This is a genomic window from Tropicimonas omnivorans, assembly GCF_031846565.1.
Lineage (GTDB): Bacteria > Pseudomonadota > Alphaproteobacteria > Rhodobacterales > Rhodobacteraceae > Tropicimonas_B > Tropicimonas_B omnivorans.
On sequence record NZ_JAVRHL010000001.1, the window covers coordinates 64,166 to 80,548 of the forward strand.

A 16,383-nucleotide genomic window follows, 5' to 3' on the forward strand; every position below is an offset into this window, starting at 1 on the left:
ATCCCACAGTCAAGTCTGGAAGGCTTGCGCCGAGCCGGCAACCCTGACGCGGCGACAGACTAGGCCGCGCTCGCGCCGTCGGTGAACTGGAGCCGCGCGAGGCGGGCATAGAGGCCCCCTTCGGCGACGAGCGCGTCATGGGTTCCGGACGCGACGATCCGGCCGCTTTCGAAGACGAGGATCCTGTCCGCCTGCTTCACCGTGGCGAGGCGGTGCGCGACGATGATCGTCGTCCGGCCCTGGGACAGCGCGCCCACCGCATCCTGAACCGCCCGCTCGCTTTCGGCATCGAGCGCGCTCGTCGCCTCGTCGAGCAGCAGGACCGGCGCGTCCCGCAGGATCGCGCGGGCGATGGCAATGCGCTGCTTCTGCCCGCCGGACAGCATCACCCCGCGTTCGCCGACCTCCGTATCGTAGCCCTCGGGCAGATCGAGAACGAAATCGTGCGCCGCGGCGGCCGCGGCGGCCGCCTCGACCTCGGCGTCGCCTGCCTCGGGCCGGCCGAAGCGGATGTTGTCCCGCACGGAGCCGGAGAAGATCACGGGATCCTGCGGCACCAGCGCGATGGCCCGGCGGAAGGCGGCGCGCGTCATGTCCGACAGCGGCACCCCGTCGAGACGGATCCGGCCGGAGGCGGGATCGTAGAACCGCAGGAGAAGCTGGAGCACCGTGCTCTTGCCGGCGCCGGACGGGCCGACCAGCGCGACCGTCTCCCCCGGCGCAATGCTGAAGGAGACCTCGTTCAGCGCCCTCTCGCCCGGGCGGGACGGATAGTGGAAGGAAACGTCCTCGAACGCGATCTCCCCCCTTGGCGCGGCCGTCATGATCTGCGGCACGTCGGGATCGTGCACGCTGTCGGCCGCGGCGAGGAGTTCGATCAACCGCTCGGTTGCGCCGGCTGCGCGCTGGAGTTCGCCCCAGATTTCGGACAGCGCGGCGACGGAGCCGGCCATGATCCCCGAGTAGATCAGGAACTGCACCAGCTCGCCCCCTGTCATGGCGCCCGCGCCGACATCCCGCGCTCCGATCCAGAGCGTGCCGAGGATCCCGGAGAAGACGACGAAGATGATGATGACGGTCAGGAGCGCGCGCACCGTGATCCGCGCCTTGGCGGCGACGAAGCTTTTTTCCGTGACTTCGGCGAAGCGCGCACTGGTCGCGCCTTCCGCGCTGAAGGCCTGGACCGTCTGCGCGGCCTGCAGGGCTTCGGAGGCCCGGCCGGAGCTTTCGGCGATCAGATCCTGGTTGTCGCGGCTGAGATGCCGCAGCCGGCGGCCAAGCGCCACGATCGGCAGCGCGACAAGCGGCACGATGCCGAGCACCATCAGCGTCAGCTTGGGCGACGTGACGAGCATCATCACGAGACCGCCGGCGAACAGAAGGACGTTGCGCAGGAACCAGGAGACGGAAGAGCCGACGACCGAGAGGAGGAGCGTCGTGTCCGTCGTGATCCGGCTCAGCACCTCGCCCGTCATCAACCGCTCGTAGAAGGTCGGGCTCATCCCGATCATCCTGTCGAACACCGCCATGCGGATGTCCGCCACGACCCGCTCGCCGAGGCGTGTGACCACGAGATACCGAAGGCCCGTCCCCATGGCGAAGATTGCGGCGAGCAGGAATGCGGCGAGGAAGTACCGGTCGAGGAGGGCGAAATCCCCGCCGGCAAAGCCGTCCACCACGCGGCGCGCGGCGAGCGGAAGAACAAGCGAGACCCCCGCAGTCAGGCACAGGGCGAAGAGTGCGAGAGCGACCTTGCCGCGATAGGGGGCGAAGAAGGGGGCCAGTCCGCGCAACGCTCCCACCCGGCGCGAGCCCGCGCGTTCTTCCGTCTGACCTGACATGCTGGCTCCTGCTCTTTCGGGCGCGGATAGCCCCCCGGGCGCTTCGAATCAACTCGCCCCCGGACCCTTGCGTCCCTATGGCGCGGGCGAATCGGTTCCCGGCTACCCGAATCGCGGCCCGGATCAGGTCAGAATTCCTGACAGTCTTTTAAACAGGTCTTGCAAGCTTGAATTGCGAAATGCAAATTGGACTTCGGAATTGCAATAACCGTGAAAAAGATCACAGCCAATTTGAAACTACCTTAGGTTGATCGTCTCTGCACTCTGAGAAAGATTGTGTTGAAAATATGTCTCAGCGCACACGTAGGGCGCCGCATTTAAGTTAACCTTACGTTTACCTCTTCCCCGAATGCGGAAGTTGTGGTCAATGACGGTCAGGCCCGGCGGATTTTCGCACATCGCTCGGGCAGTGTTTTTTGACCGAGTTCCAGGGTACCGTGCATGTGTATTTTTGCGCAGCCGCTTCCCGTGTCGTTTTGGGAGGCCGCCTTATGAAACTTCGCGCTTTTACCTATATCCTGTGCGGAGCAATGCCTCTTGTCTCCGCGTGCGACGAAGCCCGCGTCTCCAGGGACGTGAATTCTCCCTTCGCCGCCGTGGACGATGAGGGCCCCCTTTCATGTGACGACCGTGAAACGGCCGTGATGTACACCAAGGAAGGCGCGGCCATTCCGGTCGAGCCCCTGATCGACGGAGACGATTGCGTCGCCGCCGTCGTCGTTGCCGCCTGCCCCGATGGCAGCAGCCCGGGGGCGGGCGGCACCGCAGGCCTCGTGAGCGGCAATTGCGGGTCCGAAGAGGACGACGACGACGACACGTCTCAGAACCCCGAAGACCCGGAAAACCCTGACAATCCAAGCGGTCCGGACGACGAGGAGGAGGAATCCTCCGCCGAAGCCGGTGGCGGCTCGTCTGGCGCAAGTGCCAGCCAGGGGGACGAAAACAGCGCGGCCGAGGCCGGCGGCGGGTCCGCCGGGGCCTCCGCCAGCCAGGGCAACCAGGCCTCCGCGGCCCGGGCCGGCGGCGGGCGGGCCTCCGCCAGCGCAAGCCAGGGCGGCCAGAGATCCGGGTCCCCGAGCTCTCCGACATCCCCCACGGCGCCGACGGCACCGTCCTCCCCCAATACCAGCTCGCTGAATTGATGAGATAGCAAAGACGGGCCCAGGCCCGATTATAATTATCCCGGGCGGAATGGGCGGCATTAAACGACCGCTGGAACCTGGGAAATCGCAACGAGGGTGACAAGATGAATAAGGCATTTAGTGCCGTGGTTCTGCTCGGCCTGATGACAGCCAGTGCAACCGCGACGGCGCAGGAACTTTCGGCAGGCCGGTCGTGGTCCGGAAGCTGGGGCTTCGGAAACAGCAGCGAAAAGAACTACCGCCTGACAGTGGCCGATACGCAGAAGAAGCTCGAAGAGGGCTACTACGACGCAATCGGCCGCAATACGCTCAACACCTATTACGACCATTCCGTCGGCGCGATGTCGGTTGAGGCGGCCGAAGGGTCCTCCGTCACGGTCGAGCAGCGCACCGCGGACGGTACCGGCAACACCACGTCGACCACCACCATCGGCGCCCAGACCAACACCACGACCGACATCAGCATAGACGGCAGCGGAAACACCATCGGCATCGGCTCCTCCGCCGATTCGAATGGCTGCCAGGATGGCTCCATCCAGATGTCGACCTCCGTCGTCGACGGGATCGACATCTCCTCGGGCACGTCCTCGTCGGCATCCAACTCCGGCGGAATGACCTGCTGAGCCCCCCATGATCAGGCCAGCCAAAATAGTCGCCACCCTCGCTCTCTGCGCAGCCACCGCTGCGTGCAGCATGGGTGCGGGAGTGAAGAAGGACATGTCCCTCATCGAGGGGCCTGCCATCGTCGATATCGTGACGCCCTTCGACGACGCGCTCGCCTGCCTCAAGGGGAAGGTCAACGGCTCCCTCACCTTCGCTGTCGGAGGGATTCCGGACCAGACCGGCACCTACCAGAACAACTCCGAAGGGACCGGCAAGTTCGTCACCCAGGGCGCGGGTGACATCGTCCAGTCCGCCCTCTTCAAGACCGGCGTCACGCTGATCAACCGGCGCGACATGGGCACATCCGCCCTCGAGGGACAGTGGGGCCTGATCGACCTTCAGCGCCAGATCCCTGCGACCTTCGTCATCACCGGCTCCATCAACTCGCTGGACTTCATTCCCGGCGGCGGCGCGGGCGTCTCGATCGCCGGCGTCGGCCCGAACTATCGCCAGAACCGCGTCCTCGTCGGCCTCGACCTGGCCGTGACCCATGTCCCGACCGGGCGGATCTACGGCAACGTCGCCCTGCGCAAGCAGATCTTCGCGGACGAGTACAACCTCTTCGGCACCAGGCTGACCGGCGGCAACGTCGTCGATATCGAGGCGGGCTCGTCCCGGCGCGAGGCGGTCAACTATGCCCTCCGGCAGATGCTCCAGCTCGCGACCTTCGAGCTCCTGGCGCAGATGATGCCGCCCGAGAAGTACGAGTTCTGCGTCGACCTGCTGGACGAGGAGGTCGGCTCCGTCACCGGCATCGCAACCACGGGCGAGCAGCTCCGCGACCTCAATGCCAAGCGGCGCGAGCAGTACACGGCCCTGTCCTCCTCCGGCGCCGACGCGCAGATCGCCCCGACGGCGGCGAGCGCCCCTGAGACAGCGGCGGCACCGGCAGCAGCGGCACGGCCGGCGGCGGAGCGCACCGCGGCGCCGGCGGCGGTCCGAACGAGCCCCCTTGCGGCGAAGCTCGAGGATCCCGCCAGGGACAAGACCCGCGCCCATCTCGCGCGGGAGCAGCAGGCACGGGAACTCGCCGAGAAAGCGGAGGCCGAGCGCCGCGACCGGGCGGAGATCGAGGCACGGGCAGCCGCCGCCAAGGCGTCGCCGGCCTGCGTCGGTCCCCGGCTCGACTGCGTGCCGCGGCAGCCGCAACCCGTGAAAGCCGGAGCGGTCAACGCCGCCCCGCAGCAGACATCGCCGGCAACGCCAGAAGAGGCCGAGGCGGCAGCGAACGAGGGACTGTCCGGGGAGGAGATCGCCGGCTGACCACGCGAGAATGCGCGATCCTGAAAGGACCCGCATAGGTGCCGCCGCACCCTTTATCAGTGACCCAACCAGCATGGCGGAAGGCTGGACGGAGCGAAGGGACTTTAAAAAATGACCACGAAACTTCTCCTCAGCGCGGCCACGGCCGCCCTTCTGACCGCCGGCGGCGCCTCCGCCCAGGTCGTCGACGCGTTCAACGGCCTCAGCGATGATGTCCTTGCCAGCGTGCCGGCATCGTTCGCCGCCGTTGCGCTGAACGACATGGCCATCGACGGCTCCATCAACGTCACCGTCGACGGCGTTTCGGGCGGCGCATTCGACTTCTCGGGCTCCACGGCGTCCGAGAACGAAGAAGAGGCGTCCAACTCCTCGAGCGACAACTCGATCGATTTCGACATCACGAGCATCTCGAGCGAACTCAGCGCCGCTACTGATGGCGTGGCGTCCGATACGTTCGGCAACAACGTCGACGGCACCGGCGCGTTCGAAGGCTCCTTCGATGAGGACCTGACCAACGTGACCGACACCGCGAGCGAAGCGGCCAGCTCCGCGAGCAGCGCCTCGAACTCGACCACCGAACTCTCCGGCAACATCAACGCCTCGACCCAGTCGATCGGTGACATCAAGTCGCTGGCCGCCGGCGCCGTCAACACCGGCAACTTCGACCTGACCGAGAACGGTGCGATCATCGACTCCAGCTCGGCCGCCAACACGAGCAACACGATGTCCGAAGCCATGGCTTCCGCCACCTTCGGCTCCGGCATCGGCGTCATCAGCGCCGCGATCAACGACGACAGCGAGAACAACGGCGCCACGATCAACGGCTCGATCACCGCCTCCCTCGGCGCCGGCAACATCGGCGTTGGCGACATCGGCTCCACCGCCGCCGGTGCGATCAACACCTCCGAAGTCAACGCCACGTTCTTCGGCACGGGCTGCGGCGGCACCTGCCTCGACAACGACGACGACGACAACTGATCGAATACCGGGATCCGAGTAAGTCACCACTCGGGGACCACACCTGGGGCCGCGCATCGCGCGGCCCTTTTTTCGTGCCGCCGGACCGGGCGTCGATGCAAGAGCGCCGCCGAACGGGGCGTCGATGCAAGAGCGCCGCGGGGCGTATCGCGGCCGCATTCGGACGGCAGCCGTTTCGCAGCATCTAAAAAAAGGAAGTGGAGCGGGTAGCGGGAATCGAACCCGCACGACTAGCTTGGAAGGCTAGGGCGCTACCATTACACCATACCCGCGCTGACCCTTGGCTTAGGCCATGCCCCGGCCACGGTCAAGCGAGCGACCCCGCTACGACCTGTTCCATTCCCGGGCGCGGTCCTTGAGAAAGCTCGTGAAGGCATGGACGCGGGCGGTGCGGTGCAGATCGACATGGGTGACGAGCCAGATCGGCGTCGCCCAGTCCTCCCGAGGGGCCAGCATCTGGACGATGTCGTCCCGCTCATCGGCATCCCACTGGAACATGAATCCGCAGCCAAGGCCGGCCTCGATCGCGTCGCGGGACACCCGCGTGTCGTTGGCGCGGAAGACGATCTGCTCGACCGGGATCGTCGCATCCATCCAGCGCGCGAAGGGGGCCCTGCTGTCTTCCATGTCGGGCGAGATGAAGCGGTGCTTCGTCCACTCGCCCTCCTTCATCGGCCCGTATCGGTCCACGTAGGCGCGGGAGGCATAGAGGCCGATGGAGGTCTCCCCGATCTTCTGGACGATGTTGTCCGGCTCCTTGGGCTGGGCGCCGAAGCGCAGGGCGACATGCGCCTCGCCGTATTCGAGCCGGAAGAGACGGCTGTCGGTGATGAAGCGGATACGCACGCCCGGATGCTCTTCCATGAAATCCTGGAGGATCGGCGTCAGCCGGGGGGCGAGCGCGAGGATCGTGGTGACGACGAGTTCGCCGGAGACATCCGTCCCCCGCCCCTTCAGCCGCCCGGTGAGCTGTTCGAGCTGATCGTCGAGCGCGGCCGCGACCTTGAGGAGCTCCTCGCCGTTGTCGGTCGGCGTGTAGCCCCGCGCATGGCGCTGGAAGAGCTTGGTCGACAGGCGCGCCTCCAGTGCATCGACATGGCGGATCACCGTCGCATGGTGTACACCGAGGGCCTGCGCCGCACCCGATACGGTGCCCAGGCGGGCCACCTGGTAGGCGGTCCGGATTTCGTCCCAGCTTCCAGGCGTCATGCCGGAGGTCTCCTGAACAGAGGGATGCCGCGGCGGAGCCGCTGGCAGGGGATATGTGCAGATGTGCCCTAATATGTGCATCTGCGCAAGCACGCCGCGCGCGGGCGCACGAATCTGTCAGGAACGTCTTGACTCGACCGCCCCCGGCGGCGTATCGGCCCCGCAAACCCGGAGATCGCCAGATTTCCGGTCCCCCTCATATGGGGGATCGCCGCCGGTCAGCGCGTTGCGCCCACCGGCGTAGCTGGCGTTTGCGGGTCCGATTGAGCCGAGACGGCAAGGAGCCGCGCGATGTTCGAAAGCCTGTCAGACCGCCTGTCCGGCGTGTTCGAGCGCCTGACGAAACAGGGCGCCCTGAGCGAAGACGACGTCAAGACGGCGCTGCGCGAGGTTCGCGTCGCGCTTCTGGAGGCGGACGTGTCGCTGCCGGTCGCCCGGAACTTCGTGAAGGCGGTGCAGGACAAGGCGACGGGCCAGGCCGTCACGAAATCCGTCACGCCCGGCCAGCAGGTCGTGAAGATCGTCCATGACGAGCTGATCGCGGTGCTGACGGGCGAAGGCGAGCCGGGCAGCCTGAAGATCGACAATGCCCCTGCCCCGATCCTGATGGTCGGCCTCCAGGGCTCGGGCAAGACGACGACGACCGCCAAGCTCGCCAAGCGGCTCAAGGAGCGGCAGAACAAGCGGGTCCTCATGGCCTCGCTCGACGTGAACCGCCCCGCCGCCATGGAGCAGCTCGCGATCCTCGGCCAGCAGGTCGGCGTCGATACGCTGGCCATCGTTCCGGGCGAGCGCCCCGAACAGATCGCCCAGCGGGCCAAGACGCAGGCCTCCCTCGGCGGCTATGACGTCTATATGCTCGACACCGCGGGCCGCCTCCATATCGACGAGGCGCTGATCGCCGAGGCCGCCGCGGTCCGGGACATCGTGAAGCCCCGCGAGACGCTGCTCGTGGTGGATGGCCTCACCGGCCAGGACGCGGTGAACGTCGCCGAGGAGTTCGACGGCAAGATCGGTGTCTCGGGCGTCGTGCTGACCCGGATGGACGGCGACGGGCGCGGCGGCGCGGCCCTGTCCATGCGCGCCGTCACCGGCAAGCCCATCAAGTTCGTCGGCCTCGGCGAGAAGATGGACGCCATCGAGGAGTTCCACCCCGAGCGGATCGCCGGCCGGATCCTCGGCATGGGCGACATCGTCTCGCTGGTCGAGAAGGCGCAGCAGACCATCGAGGCCGAACAGGCTGAGAAGATGATGAAGCGGCTCCAGAAGGGCCACTTCTCCATGAACGATCTGCGCATGCAACTCGAACAGATGATGAAGATGGGCGGCATGGAAGGCGTCATGGGAATGATGCCGGGCATGGGCAAGATGAAGGGCAAGATGGGCGAGGCCGGGTTCGACGACCGGATGATCAAGCGCCAGATCGCCCTGATCCAGTCCATGACCAAGAAGGAACGCGCCAACCCCGCCATCCTGCAGGCGAGCCGCAAGAAGCGGATCGCCGCTGGCGCTGGCCTCGAGGTGCAGGAACTCAACCGTCTTCTGAAGATGCACCGCCAGATGGCGGACATGATGAAGAAGATGGGCAAGAAGGGCCTTCTGAAGCAGATGATGGGCGGCATGTTCGGCAAGGGCGAGCAGCCCGATCCGGCCGCGCTTCAGGGCATGGATGCGGCGACGATGCAGAAGGCCGCCCGCCAGCTTCAGGGCGGGATGCCCGGGATGGGCGGCTTCGGCGGCGGCGGGCTGCCCTCCGGTCTCAGCGGACTGGGGAAGAAGCGATGAACCTGCTCTCTCAGTCGCCCCGTCCGGGGACGATCGCGTCATGATGGCCACCGGCATGTCTTCTGGGGGCACGGCGCCCGGCGCCTATGATCACGCCGCCATGCTCGGCGCCGTGATGCCGGTCCTCTTGACCGCGCGCCTGCGCCTGCGCGCGCCGCGTCTCTCCGATTTCGAGGCGTGGCACATCGTGACGGGCGGATCGCGGGATGCGGCTCACGCGCGCTTCGGCTCCATGCTGGCCGGCTGGTCGCTGGACGGCACCGGGTACTGGGTGGCCGAGCGACGTCAGGGCGGCGGCATCGCGGGCTTCGTCCCCGTCGCGGCCGAGAGCGAGGGGCCCGGACCCGTCCGCCTCATGCGCCCGGCGGCCGAGCGCGCCGGCCTCGGCGAGGAAGCGTCCATCGCCGCCGCGGATCATGCCCGCGCCCTCACCGGCCCGCGGAACTACGTCTCGTACCTCGATACCGCGATCCTGCGCTCCGCCCGGCGCGCCGGCGCGGCTGCCCTTCCGTCCGGGAGGCGCGCATGAACGCGGATTCCGCCTCCCGCGCCGCGTCGCTGCTGCGCGAGCATCGCGAGAGCATCGACCGCCTCGATGCGATCCTCGTCTACACGCTCGGCGAGCGGTTCAAGCACACCCAGGCCGTGGGCCGGCTCAAGGCCAGCCACGACCTGCCCCCCTCCGACCCGGCCCGTGAAGAAGCGCAGATCGCACGGCTGGAGGATCTCGCGAAGCAGGCCGATCTCGACCCCGACTTCGCGCGCAAGTTCCTGAACTTCATCATTCAGGAAGTCATCAAGCACCACGAAGCCCACAAGGATTCCGCCGGAGAGACCGGCGCGACCGCCATCAAGGAGTAAACACCATGGCCATGAAGATCCGCCTGTCCCGCGGGGGCAGCAACAAGCGTCCGTTCTACCGCATCGTCGCCGCCGACAGCCGCATGCCCCGCGACGGCCGCTTCATCGAGAAGCTCGGCACCTACAACCCGCTCCTGCCCAAGGACAGCGAGGACCGCGTGAAGATGGACGTCGAGCGCGTGCAGCACTGGATCGCCCAGGGCGCCCAGCCGACCGACCGAATCGCGCGGATGCTCGAGGCCGCCGGCGTGCGCGACAAGGCCGAGCGCAACAACCCCAACAAGGCGAAGCCGGGCAAGAAGGCGCAGGACCGCGCCAGCGAGCGCGCTGCGCGCGACGCCGCGGCCAAGGAAGCGGCCGAGGCGCCCGCCGAGGAAGCCTCCGCGGAGTGATCCGAGCCGCCGGCCCGCGCTGATCATGGCGCGGGCCGGTCCGGGCGCCCGGCCGCCCCTGTCCGGAGGGACCCCCATGACTCATCCCGAGCGCGTCTGCGTCGCGGCAATCGCCGGCTCCTTCGGAGTGCGCGGTGAAGTGCGCCTCAAGAGTTTCACGGCCGATCCCGAGGCCGTCGCGGACTATGCGCCGCTGACCACCGAGGACGGCGCGCGCAGCTTCGATCTCACCCTCGGCAAATCGATCAAGGGTGCCTTTGCGGCGCGCCTCTCCGGCGTGCGCACCAAGGAGGAGGCGGATGCCCTCAAGGGCACGCGGCTCTTCGCGCTGCGCTCGAAGATGCCCGATCTGCCGGATGACGAATTCTATCACGCCGACCTGATCGGCCTCGAGGTCGTCGATACCGGCGGCACGGTGCTCGGACGCATCCGCGCGATCCACGATCACGGCGCCGGGGACCTGCTCGAGATCTACGGGCCGGGCCTCAAATCTACCGTCCTCGTCCCCTTCACCCGCGAGATCGTTCCGACAGTGGACATCGCGGCGGGGAGGATCGTCGCGGATCCGCCCGAGGGACTGTTCTGATCCCTCTGCCTGCCGCGGGGAACTCCGGAATGCGATCTGCCGTTGCCCTTCGGCCCGCGATCCTGCGGGCGGACATCAAAGGCAGGTCCCATGCTGGAAATCATTCTCATCCTTCTCGCCGTGGCCGCGATCGCGGCCTTGCTCGGCTTCAACTCCATTTCCGGCGTGGCCCTGACCGGCGCGAAGTTTCTGATCGGGATCGTCCTTGTCCTCTTCGTCCTGGTCGTCCTTGGAATTATCGCCATCGCGTGATCGCGCGGCGTTTCGCGAGAGCGGGCGGCACGCTATGTTGGGTGCCACCCGCTCTGCCCGAGGATCCGATGCGCCGGCCGCTGACCGTCATAGCAACGCTGCTGTTCTACGCCGCTCCCGTCGCGGCCGGCGCGGGAGGCGCGCCCTACTGGTCCATCGGTGTCTTCGCCGCCCTCGGCGCGGTCTGGCTCGGGGTGTCGCGCCCCGGCCGCCCGGCGGGCGCCCTGCTGCTCGCGTTTCCGGTCGTGGCGCTTGGCGCAGCTGTGCTTCTGGCCGCCGGCATCACCGTGCATGACGTTCTCGATTTGCCGGTCCTGCCCGTTCTTCCCTTTGCGGTGCTCTCCCTTCTTGCCATCGTCCTGATGCGCGCCGCGCGCCGCGGCGATGCAAGGATCGCACCGGTCGACCGGGAGATCGCCGCCCATGTGGACGGGGTGATCGTGAGAGCGGAGGCGGAGGGGCGCCAACCTTCGGAGCCGGTCCTCCGCGCCCTTGCCCGTCTCGACTCGCTGCCCGAAGTGGCTCCGCGCCTCGGTCACGTCGAAGACGCGCTGACCCCTCTGCTGCTCGATCCGGGCGAGGCTCCTGCCGGGATGGATCGCCTTCTTGCGCGCCATGACAGCACCCGTGCTCCGCGTGACCGCCTCGCAGTCGTCCTTCTCGCGACCCACCCCGTCGCCGTGCCGCGTCTGGCCGGCCGGGGTGACGTGCCGCGGGCGTTCGAAACCGTGGTCGGCGCGGCGGACGCGCCGCTTCTGTGGCAGTTCGCCGACTGCTCCGATGCGCTTCTGGACGTCCTGCCCGATGCGGCGGCCGGGATGCCCCGCCCCGCGCGGCTCGACGACATCGCAGGCCAGATCGCGGCCCGGCACCCCGAGGAGGCCGAAGCGCTGACCCGCCTCGCCCGCCGCCTGGAAACCCTGGGCGAGACGGCATGAGCGACATCGACGACCCCCGGAGCGACGGCGACCCGGTCATGCGCTCACACGGGCGGCTCGCGATCTCCGCAAGCGTGCGCCCGCGCGAGTTGATGACGCCCAATCCGCGCCTCAAGGACGCCTGGACGGCGCGGATCATCACGCTCTTTCCCGAGGCCTTCCCCGGCACGCTTGGCCTGTCCCTGACCGGCAAGGCGCTGAACGAGGGGCTCTGGGCGCTCGAGCCTATCGATCTGCGCGCCTTCGGCGTCGGCAAGCATCGCAACGTGGATGACACGCCAGCGGGCGGCGGCGCCGGCATGGTCCTCCGCCCCGACGTGGTGGATCGCGCCCTTGGGGTTGCCGCCGCGGGCACACCTGGGGACCGCGCCCGCTGGCCCGTCCTCTACCTGTCCCCCCGCGGCAAGCCGTTCCGGCAGGCCGATGCGGAGCGCTGGTCGAAAGCGGAGGGCATGACGCTTCTGTGCGGGCGGTTCGAGGGCGTGGACGAGCGCGTTCTGGAGGCGCGCGGGGTCGAGGAAGTCTCCCTCGGGGACTTCGTGCTGACCGGCGGCGAGATCGCCGCGCAGGCCTTGATTGACGCCACGGTCCGCCTTATACCCCGCGTGCTCGGGAATCGTGATTCCATCGAGGAGGAAAGCTTTTCCTCGGGGCTTCTCGAACACCCGCAGTACACGCGGCCGGCTGTCTGGAAGGATCGCGCGGTGCCCGAGGTTCTCCTCTCGGGGCATCACGCAAGGATCGAGACATGGCGGCGCGATGAGGCCGAAAGGCTGACGAAGCAACGACGCCCTGACCTCTGGCGGGCTTATCGCGGCGATGTGGCCGACGATGGGGACCCGGGTGGAGACCGAGAGCTCTGAGGGCGCATACACCTTCGCGGACAAAAACCGCGGGCAACATGAGGAGCGACAGATGAATCTGATCGCAGAACTCGAGGCCGAGCAGATCGCCGGTCTCGAAAAGACCATTCCCGATTTCAAGGCGGGCGACACCATCCGCGTCGGTTACAAGGTGACCGAGGGCACGCGTAGCCGTGTGCAGAACTACGAAGGTGTGTGCATCTCCCGCAAGAACGGCGCCGGCATCGCAGGCAGCTTCACCGTTCGGAAGATCAGCTTCGGCGAGGGCGTCGAGCGCGTCTTCCCGCTGTTCTCCACGAACATCGACAGCATCACCGTGATCCGCCGCGGCCGGGTGCGTCGTTCGAAGCTGTACTACCTGCGGTCGCGCCGTGGCAAATCCGCCCGGATCGCCGAGGACACCGGCTACAAGCCGAAGAAAGAAGCCTGAGGAGAGACGCGATGAAAAAGGAAATCCATCCCGACTACCATCTCATCGACGTCAAGATGACCGATGGCACCGTCGTTCAGATGAAGTCGACCTGGGGCGCCGAGGGCGATCAGCTCACGCTCGACATCGACCCGACGTCCCACCCGGCCTGGACCGGCGGATCGACCCGCCTGATGGACCAGGGCGGCCGCGTCTCCAAGTTCAAGAACAAGTACGCGGGCCTCGGCTTCTGAGAACGCCGTCCCACGTTGCAAGACCAGCGCCCCGGCGGATCTTCCGCCGGGGTGTCTTTTTTTTCGGCACCCCTCTCGCGTGATGCGTGGCCAGGGCCGGATCGATCGGGTATTTCCCGGCACGAAGACGAGCGACGCTGGATCCGGGTGACCGGCAGCGGCGTTGCAGAACGATGCACCACGGGCATGCTGCCGGCATCCCGTGGGCCCAGCCGCCCGGCATATGGCGATGGCCCATGCTTGATTTTCTCCAGACGATCCTGAACGTGCATGCCGACCTGGTGTCGCTCGGTCTACTCGTCGTGCTCTTCGCGGCCTTCATCTGGGAACGCTACCCGCCGGACGTCACGGCGGCGGCGGCCGCTGCGGTGTTCATCACGATCGGCTACGTCTCCGCGGATGACGCGATGGCGGTCTTTTCCAACTCCGCACCGATCACCATCGCGGCGATGTTCGTCCTGTCGGGTGCCCTTGTGCGCACCGGCCTGCTCGACGCGCTGGCCAACATCGTGATCTCGCGGGCCGGCACGCGGCCGATCCTGGCCACGGCGGGTTTTCTGTCCGCCACAATCGTCGCCTCGGCCTTCGTGAACAACACGCCGGTGGTCCTGGTGCTGATCCCGGTGGCGATCAGGCTCGCGACGAATCTCGGCATCGCGCCGACCAAGCTGCTGATCCCGCTCTCCTACGCCGCCATCCTCGGCGGCACCCTGACCCTCATCGGCACGTCGACGAACCTCCTGGTGGACGGGATCGCGCGGGAGGTCGGAATGGAGCCGCTTTCGATCTTCGCCATCGCGCCGGTCGGCATCGTCACGGCGATCGCGGGGACGCTCGTGATGGTCTTCATCGGCGGGCGACTCCTGCCGGACCGGGCCGGCACCGGCGCGTCCGCCATGCCCGAGGAGACCGAATTTCTCTCCGAGGTGCATATCATCGACGGCTCGCCTCTCATCGGCATCCTTTTGGGACAGGCGAAGCCCTTCCAGCCCAAGAACGTGCGCGTGACCGGCGTGCGCCGCGGCAAGACCACGGAGCGAACCAATCTCGAGGAACGTGAGCTGCGCAAGGGCGACGCCGTGATCGTCCGCGCGTCGACCTCGGAACTCCTGACGCTGTCGGAGACGCAGGGCCTGCGCGTCGGTTTTCGGGGTTTGGGTCGGCCGGAACGGTCCGAGGACCTGATGACAGCCGAGGCCATCCTGACGCCGCTTCGGACCAAGACACGTCCCCGGCTTGCCGATATCGCCATCGAGAGCCGGCTCGGCATCCGGATCCTCGGCGCGCACCGGCACCAGCACATCCCCGGCCCGGACCTTCTGACGCTGCGCCTGCGCCCGTCAGACAAGCTGTTGCTCCAGGGGCCTCCCGATGCGTTCGAGCGGCTCGGACAATCGGGGGACATGGTCTCGATCACCACGCCGGCGGGCCGGGCCTATCGCCGGAAGCAGGCGCCGCTGGCACTCCTGGCGCTCGGGGCGGTCGTGATCCTCGCCGCGCTCGGGGTGATGCCGATCGGACTTCTCGCGCTGATCGCGGTGGCCGGCATCCTCGTCATGCGGTGCATCGACAGCGACGAGGCGTGGGGATCCATCGATGCGTCGATCCTCGTCCTCATCTTCTCCATGCTGATCGTCGGCGCGGGCCTCGAGACCACGGGCGCGGTCGAGACGCTGGTGGGCTGGCTGATGCCGCTGATGCAGGGCCTCTCGCCGTTCATGACCCTTGTCGTCGTCTATTTCGTCGCGTCGGTGCTGACGGAGACGGTTACGAACAACGCCGTCGCCGTGATCCTGACGCCCCTCGTGATCTCCCTTGCGGCAGGTCTCGGCCTCGATCCCCGGCCCTTCGTCATCGCGGTGATGTTCGCGGCCTCCGCCAGCTTCGCGACGCCCATCGGCTACCAGACGAACACGCTGGTCTACGGCGCCGGCGGGTATCGCTTCACCGACTTCCTCAGGATCGGTGTCCCGATGAACATCATCGTGGGGTTTGCATCGCTTCTGGCCATCTCCATCTTCTTCCCGCTCCAGCCGGGCTGACGCGCCATCGCTGCAACGGGAGCGATTTTGGTTGCGGGTGCCCCCTTGCAGCCCCCGCCCGGCCGGCCGAAAACCGCTGAAAATCGCGGGGGACCATCTGGCCGTGGCGCATATCATCGTCGTCGGAAACGAGAAGGGCGGGTCGGGCAAATCGACCACGTCGATGCATGTCGCGACGGCGCTCGCACGCATGGGGCGCAAGGTCGGCACGCTGGACCTCGACCTGCGTCAGCGCAGCCTCGGGCGCTACATGGACAACCGGGCCGCCTTCGTGGCCTCGAGGTCGCTCGACCTCGCGATGCCGCTCCATGCCGATCTGCCCGAGGCCGAAGCCGCCCGGGAGGGAGAGAACCCCTCTGATCGCCGCCTCTCTGCCGCGGTGCAGGCGCTCGAAGGCGAGATGGAGTTCATCCTCATCGACTGCCCCGGCAGCCATACGCGGCTGAGCCAGGTCGCGCATTCGCTGGCCGATACACTGATCACCCCGCTCAATGACAGCTTCGTCGACTTCGACCTGCTCGCGCGGACCGGTCCGGATGGAAAGATCCTCGGCCCGTCGGTCTATTCGGAAATGGTCTGGTCGGCGCGGCAGGTGCGGGCGCAGGCGGGGCTGCCCCCCATCGACTGGGTGGTGACGCGCAACCGGCTCGGCGCGCAGCAGATGCACAACAAGAAGAAGGTCGGCGAGGCGCTGGAGCGTCTGTCCAAGCGGATCGGCTTCCGCGTGGCACCCGGCTTCTCGGAGCGGGTGATCTTCCGCGAGCTGTTTCCGCGGGGCCTGACCCTGCTCGATCTAAAGGATGTGGGTGTCGAAAAGCTCAACATGAGCAATGTCGCCGCTCGTCAGGAGCTGCGGGACCTGATCACCGCGCTCGATCTGCCTGACATCACGCCCGACTTCTGAC

Annotated in this window: 18 protein-coding genes and 1 tRNA gene; 16 read left to right on the forward strand and 3 right to left on the reverse strand. The window is 67.3% G+C overall.

All coding sequences use genetic code 11. From position 1 onward, the window contains the following. Nucleotides 1-59: 59 nt before the first annotated feature. Nucleotides 60-1,841 (reverse strand): ABC transporter transmembrane domain-containing protein, encoded by a 1,782-nt coding sequence (locus RM543_RS00310; RefSeq protein ID WP_311688531.1) that lies wholly within the window; start codon nucleotides 1,839-1,841, stop codon nucleotides 60-62. Nucleotides 1,842-2,332: 491 nt separating this feature from the next. On the opposite strand from RM543_RS00310, the gene RM543_RS00315 reads away from it, so the two are divergent. The 4 genes from RM543_RS00315 to RM543_RS00330 all read left to right on the forward strand — a co-directional run bounded on the left by RM543_RS00315 (nucleotide 2,333) and on the right by RM543_RS00330 (nucleotide 5,887). Then, the gene (locus RM543_RS00315; RefSeq protein ID WP_311688532.1) at nucleotides 2,333-2,983 is read left to right on the forward strand and encodes a hypothetical protein; all 651 of its coding nucleotides are present in this window, start codon (nucleotides 2,333-2,335) and stop codon (nucleotides 2,981-2,983) included. Nucleotides 2,984-3,087: 104 nt separating this feature from the next. Continuing rightward, nucleotides 3,088-3,606, forward strand: a complete 519-nt coding sequence (locus RM543_RS00320; protein WP_311688534.1) for a hypothetical protein — start codon at nucleotides 3,088-3,090, stop codon at nucleotides 3,604-3,606. A gap of 94 nt (nucleotides 3,607-3,700) precedes the next feature. After that, complete coding sequence (locus tag RM543_RS00325) at nucleotides 3,701-4,909, forward strand: CsgG/HfaB family protein (protein WP_311688536.1); 1,209 nt, start codon at nucleotides 3,701-3,703, stop codon at nucleotides 4,907-4,909. A 111-nt stretch (nucleotides 4,910-5,020) separates the two neighbouring features. Next, nucleotides 5,021-5,887 carry a hypothetical protein gene (locus RM543_RS00330; protein ID WP_311688538.1) on the forward strand — a complete coding sequence of 289 codons (867 nt, stop codon included), beginning with the start codon at nucleotides 5,021-5,023 and terminating at the stop codon, nucleotides 5,885-5,887. Nucleotides 5,888-6,085: 198 nt separating this feature from the next. Here RM543_RS00330 and RM543_RS00335 read toward each other — a convergent pair. After that, nucleotides 6,086-6,159 (reverse strand) — tRNA-Gly (locus RM543_RS00335). A 52-nt stretch (nucleotides 6,160-6,211) separates the two neighbouring features. Beyond that, nucleotides 6,212-7,096 carry a LysR family transcriptional regulator gene (locus RM543_RS00340; RefSeq protein WP_311688540.1) on the reverse strand — a complete coding sequence of 295 codons (885 nt, stop codon included), beginning with the start codon at nucleotides 7,094-7,096 and terminating at the stop codon, nucleotides 6,212-6,214. A 291-nt stretch (nucleotides 7,097-7,387) separates the two neighbouring features. Here RM543_RS00340 and ffh point away from each other — a divergent pair, with 291 nt between their 5' ends. The 12 genes from ffh (at nucleotide 7,388) to RM543_RS00400 (ending at nucleotide 16,382) form a co-directional block, all read left to right on the forward strand. Then, the gene (ffh, locus tag RM543_RS00345; RefSeq protein WP_311688542.1) at nucleotides 7,388-8,881 is read left to right on the forward strand and encodes a signal recognition particle protein; all 1,494 of its coding nucleotides are present in this window, start codon (nucleotides 7,388-7,390) and stop codon (nucleotides 8,879-8,881) included. A 55-nt stretch (nucleotides 8,882-8,936) separates the two neighbouring features. Continuing rightward, entirely contained in the window at nucleotides 8,937-9,410 is a 474-nt protein-coding gene (locus tag RM543_RS00350; protein ID WP_311688544.1) for a GNAT family N-acetyltransferase, read from the forward strand. Beyond that, entirely contained in the window at nucleotides 9,407-9,742 is a 336-nt protein-coding gene (locus tag RM543_RS00355; RefSeq protein WP_311688546.1) for a chorismate mutase, read from the forward strand. The genes RM543_RS00350 and RM543_RS00355 overlap by 4 nt, the downstream gene beginning before the upstream one ends. 5 nt (nucleotides 9,743-9,747) lie before the next feature. Continuing rightward, a complete protein-coding gene (gene rpsP / locus RM543_RS00360) occupies nucleotides 9,748-10,134 on the forward strand; it encodes a 30S ribosomal protein S16 (protein WP_311688548.1) in 387 nt (128 codons plus the stop codon). 76 nt (nucleotides 10,135-10,210) lie between these two features. Then, the gene (rimM, locus tag RM543_RS00365; protein ID WP_311688551.1) at nucleotides 10,211-10,720 is read left to right on the forward strand and encodes a ribosome maturation factor RimM; all 510 of its coding nucleotides are present in this window, start codon (nucleotides 10,211-10,213) and stop codon (nucleotides 10,718-10,720) included. A gap of 90 nt (nucleotides 10,721-10,810) precedes the next feature. Then, nucleotides 10,811-10,972 (forward strand): DUF1328 family protein, encoded by a 162-nt coding sequence (locus RM543_RS00370; RefSeq protein ID WP_116085441.1) that lies wholly within the window; start codon nucleotides 10,811-10,813, stop codon nucleotides 10,970-10,972. Nucleotides 10,973-11,040: 68 nt separating this feature from the next. Next, a complete protein-coding gene (locus RM543_RS00375; protein WP_311688554.1) occupies nucleotides 11,041-11,910 on the forward strand; it encodes a hypothetical protein in 870 nt (289 codons plus the stop codon). Continuing rightward, entirely contained in the window at nucleotides 11,907-12,773 is an 867-nt protein-coding gene (gene trmD, locus RM543_RS00380) for a tRNA (guanosine(37)-N1)-methyltransferase TrmD (RefSeq protein ID WP_311688556.1), read from the forward strand. Before RM543_RS00375 ends, trmD begins: the two co-directional genes overlap by 4 nt. Nucleotides 12,774-12,825: 52 nt before the next feature. Next, nucleotides 12,826-13,203, forward strand: a complete 378-nt coding sequence (gene rplS / locus RM543_RS00385; protein ID WP_311688558.1) for a 50S ribosomal protein L19 — start codon at nucleotides 12,826-12,828, stop codon at nucleotides 13,201-13,203. Between the two features lie 11 nt (nucleotides 13,204-13,214). Beyond that, nucleotides 13,215-13,436 (forward strand): 50S ribosomal protein L31, encoded by a 222-nt coding sequence (rpmE, locus tag RM543_RS00390; RefSeq protein WP_116085436.1) that lies wholly within the window; start codon nucleotides 13,215-13,217, stop codon nucleotides 13,434-13,436. A 236-nt stretch (nucleotides 13,437-13,672) separates the two neighbouring features. Next, the gene (locus RM543_RS00395) at nucleotides 13,673-15,478 is read left to right on the forward strand and encodes a sodium:proton antiporter (RefSeq protein WP_311688561.1); all 1,806 of its coding nucleotides are present in this window, start codon (nucleotides 13,673-13,675) and stop codon (nucleotides 15,476-15,478) included. A 103-nt stretch (nucleotides 15,479-15,581) separates the two neighbouring features. Continuing rightward, nucleotides 15,582-16,382, forward strand: coding sequence for a division plane positioning ATPase MipZ (locus tag RM543_RS00400; RefSeq protein WP_311688563.1), 801 nt, complete (start codon nucleotides 15,582-15,584; stop codon nucleotides 16,380-16,382). Nucleotide 16,383 lies beyond the last annotated feature (1 nt).

Excerpts from the sequence above, each read along its gene's own strand:
- RM543_RS00310 (WP_311688531.1), bottom strand. The coding sequence starts at position 1,841 with ATGTCAGGTCAGACGGAAGAACGCGCGGGCTCGCGCCGGGTGGGAGCG.
- RM543_RS00315 (WP_311688532.1), top strand. The coding sequence starts at position 2,333 with ATGAAACTTCGCGCTTTTACCTATATCCTGTGCGGAGCAATGCCTCTT.
- RM543_RS00320 (WP_311688534.1), top strand. The coding sequence starts at position 3,088 with ATGAATAAGGCATTTAGTGCCGTGGTTCTGCTCGGCCTGATGACAGCC.
- RM543_RS00325 (WP_311688536.1), top strand. The coding sequence starts at position 3,701 with ATGTCCCTCATCGAGGGGCCTGCCATCGTCGATATCGTGACGCCCTTC.
- RM543_RS00330 (WP_311688538.1), top strand. The coding sequence starts at position 5,021 with ATGACCACGAAACTTCTCCTCAGCGCGGCCACGGCCGCCCTTCTGACC.
- RM543_RS00340 (WP_311688540.1), bottom strand. The coding sequence starts at position 7,096 with ATGACGCCTGGAAGCTGGGACGAAATCCGGACCGCCTACCAGGTGGCC.
- ffh (WP_311688542.1), top strand. The coding sequence starts at position 7,388 with ATGTTCGAAAGCCTGTCAGACCGCCTGTCCGGCGTGTTCGAGCGCCTG.
- RM543_RS00350 (WP_311688544.1), top strand. The coding sequence starts at position 8,937 with ATGTCTTCTGGGGGCACGGCGCCCGGCGCCTATGATCACGCCGCCATG.
- RM543_RS00355 (WP_311688546.1), top strand. The coding sequence starts at position 9,407 with ATGAACGCGGATTCCGCCTCCCGCGCCGCGTCGCTGCTGCGCGAGCAT.
- rpsP (WP_311688548.1), top strand. The coding sequence starts at position 9,748 with ATGGCCATGAAGATCCGCCTGTCCCGCGGGGGCAGCAACAAGCGTCCG.
- rimM (WP_311688551.1), top strand. The coding sequence starts at position 10,211 with ATGACTCATCCCGAGCGCGTCTGCGTCGCGGCAATCGCCGGCTCCTTC.
- RM543_RS00370 (WP_116085441.1), top strand. The coding sequence starts at position 10,811 with ATGCTGGAAATCATTCTCATCCTTCTCGCCGTGGCCGCGATCGCGGCC.
- RM543_RS00375 (WP_311688554.1), top strand. The coding sequence starts at position 11,041 with ATGCGCCGGCCGCTGACCGTCATAGCAACGCTGCTGTTCTACGCCGCT.
- trmD (WP_311688556.1), top strand. The coding sequence starts at position 11,907 with ATGAGCGACATCGACGACCCCCGGAGCGACGGCGACCCGGTCATGCGC.
- rplS (WP_311688558.1), top strand. The coding sequence starts at position 12,826 with ATGAATCTGATCGCAGAACTCGAGGCCGAGCAGATCGCCGGTCTCGAA.
- rpmE (WP_116085436.1), top strand. The coding sequence starts at position 13,215 with ATGAAAAAGGAAATCCATCCCGACTACCATCTCATCGACGTCAAGATG.
- RM543_RS00395 (WP_311688561.1), top strand. The coding sequence starts at position 13,673 with ATGCTTGATTTTCTCCAGACGATCCTGAACGTGCATGCCGACCTGGTG.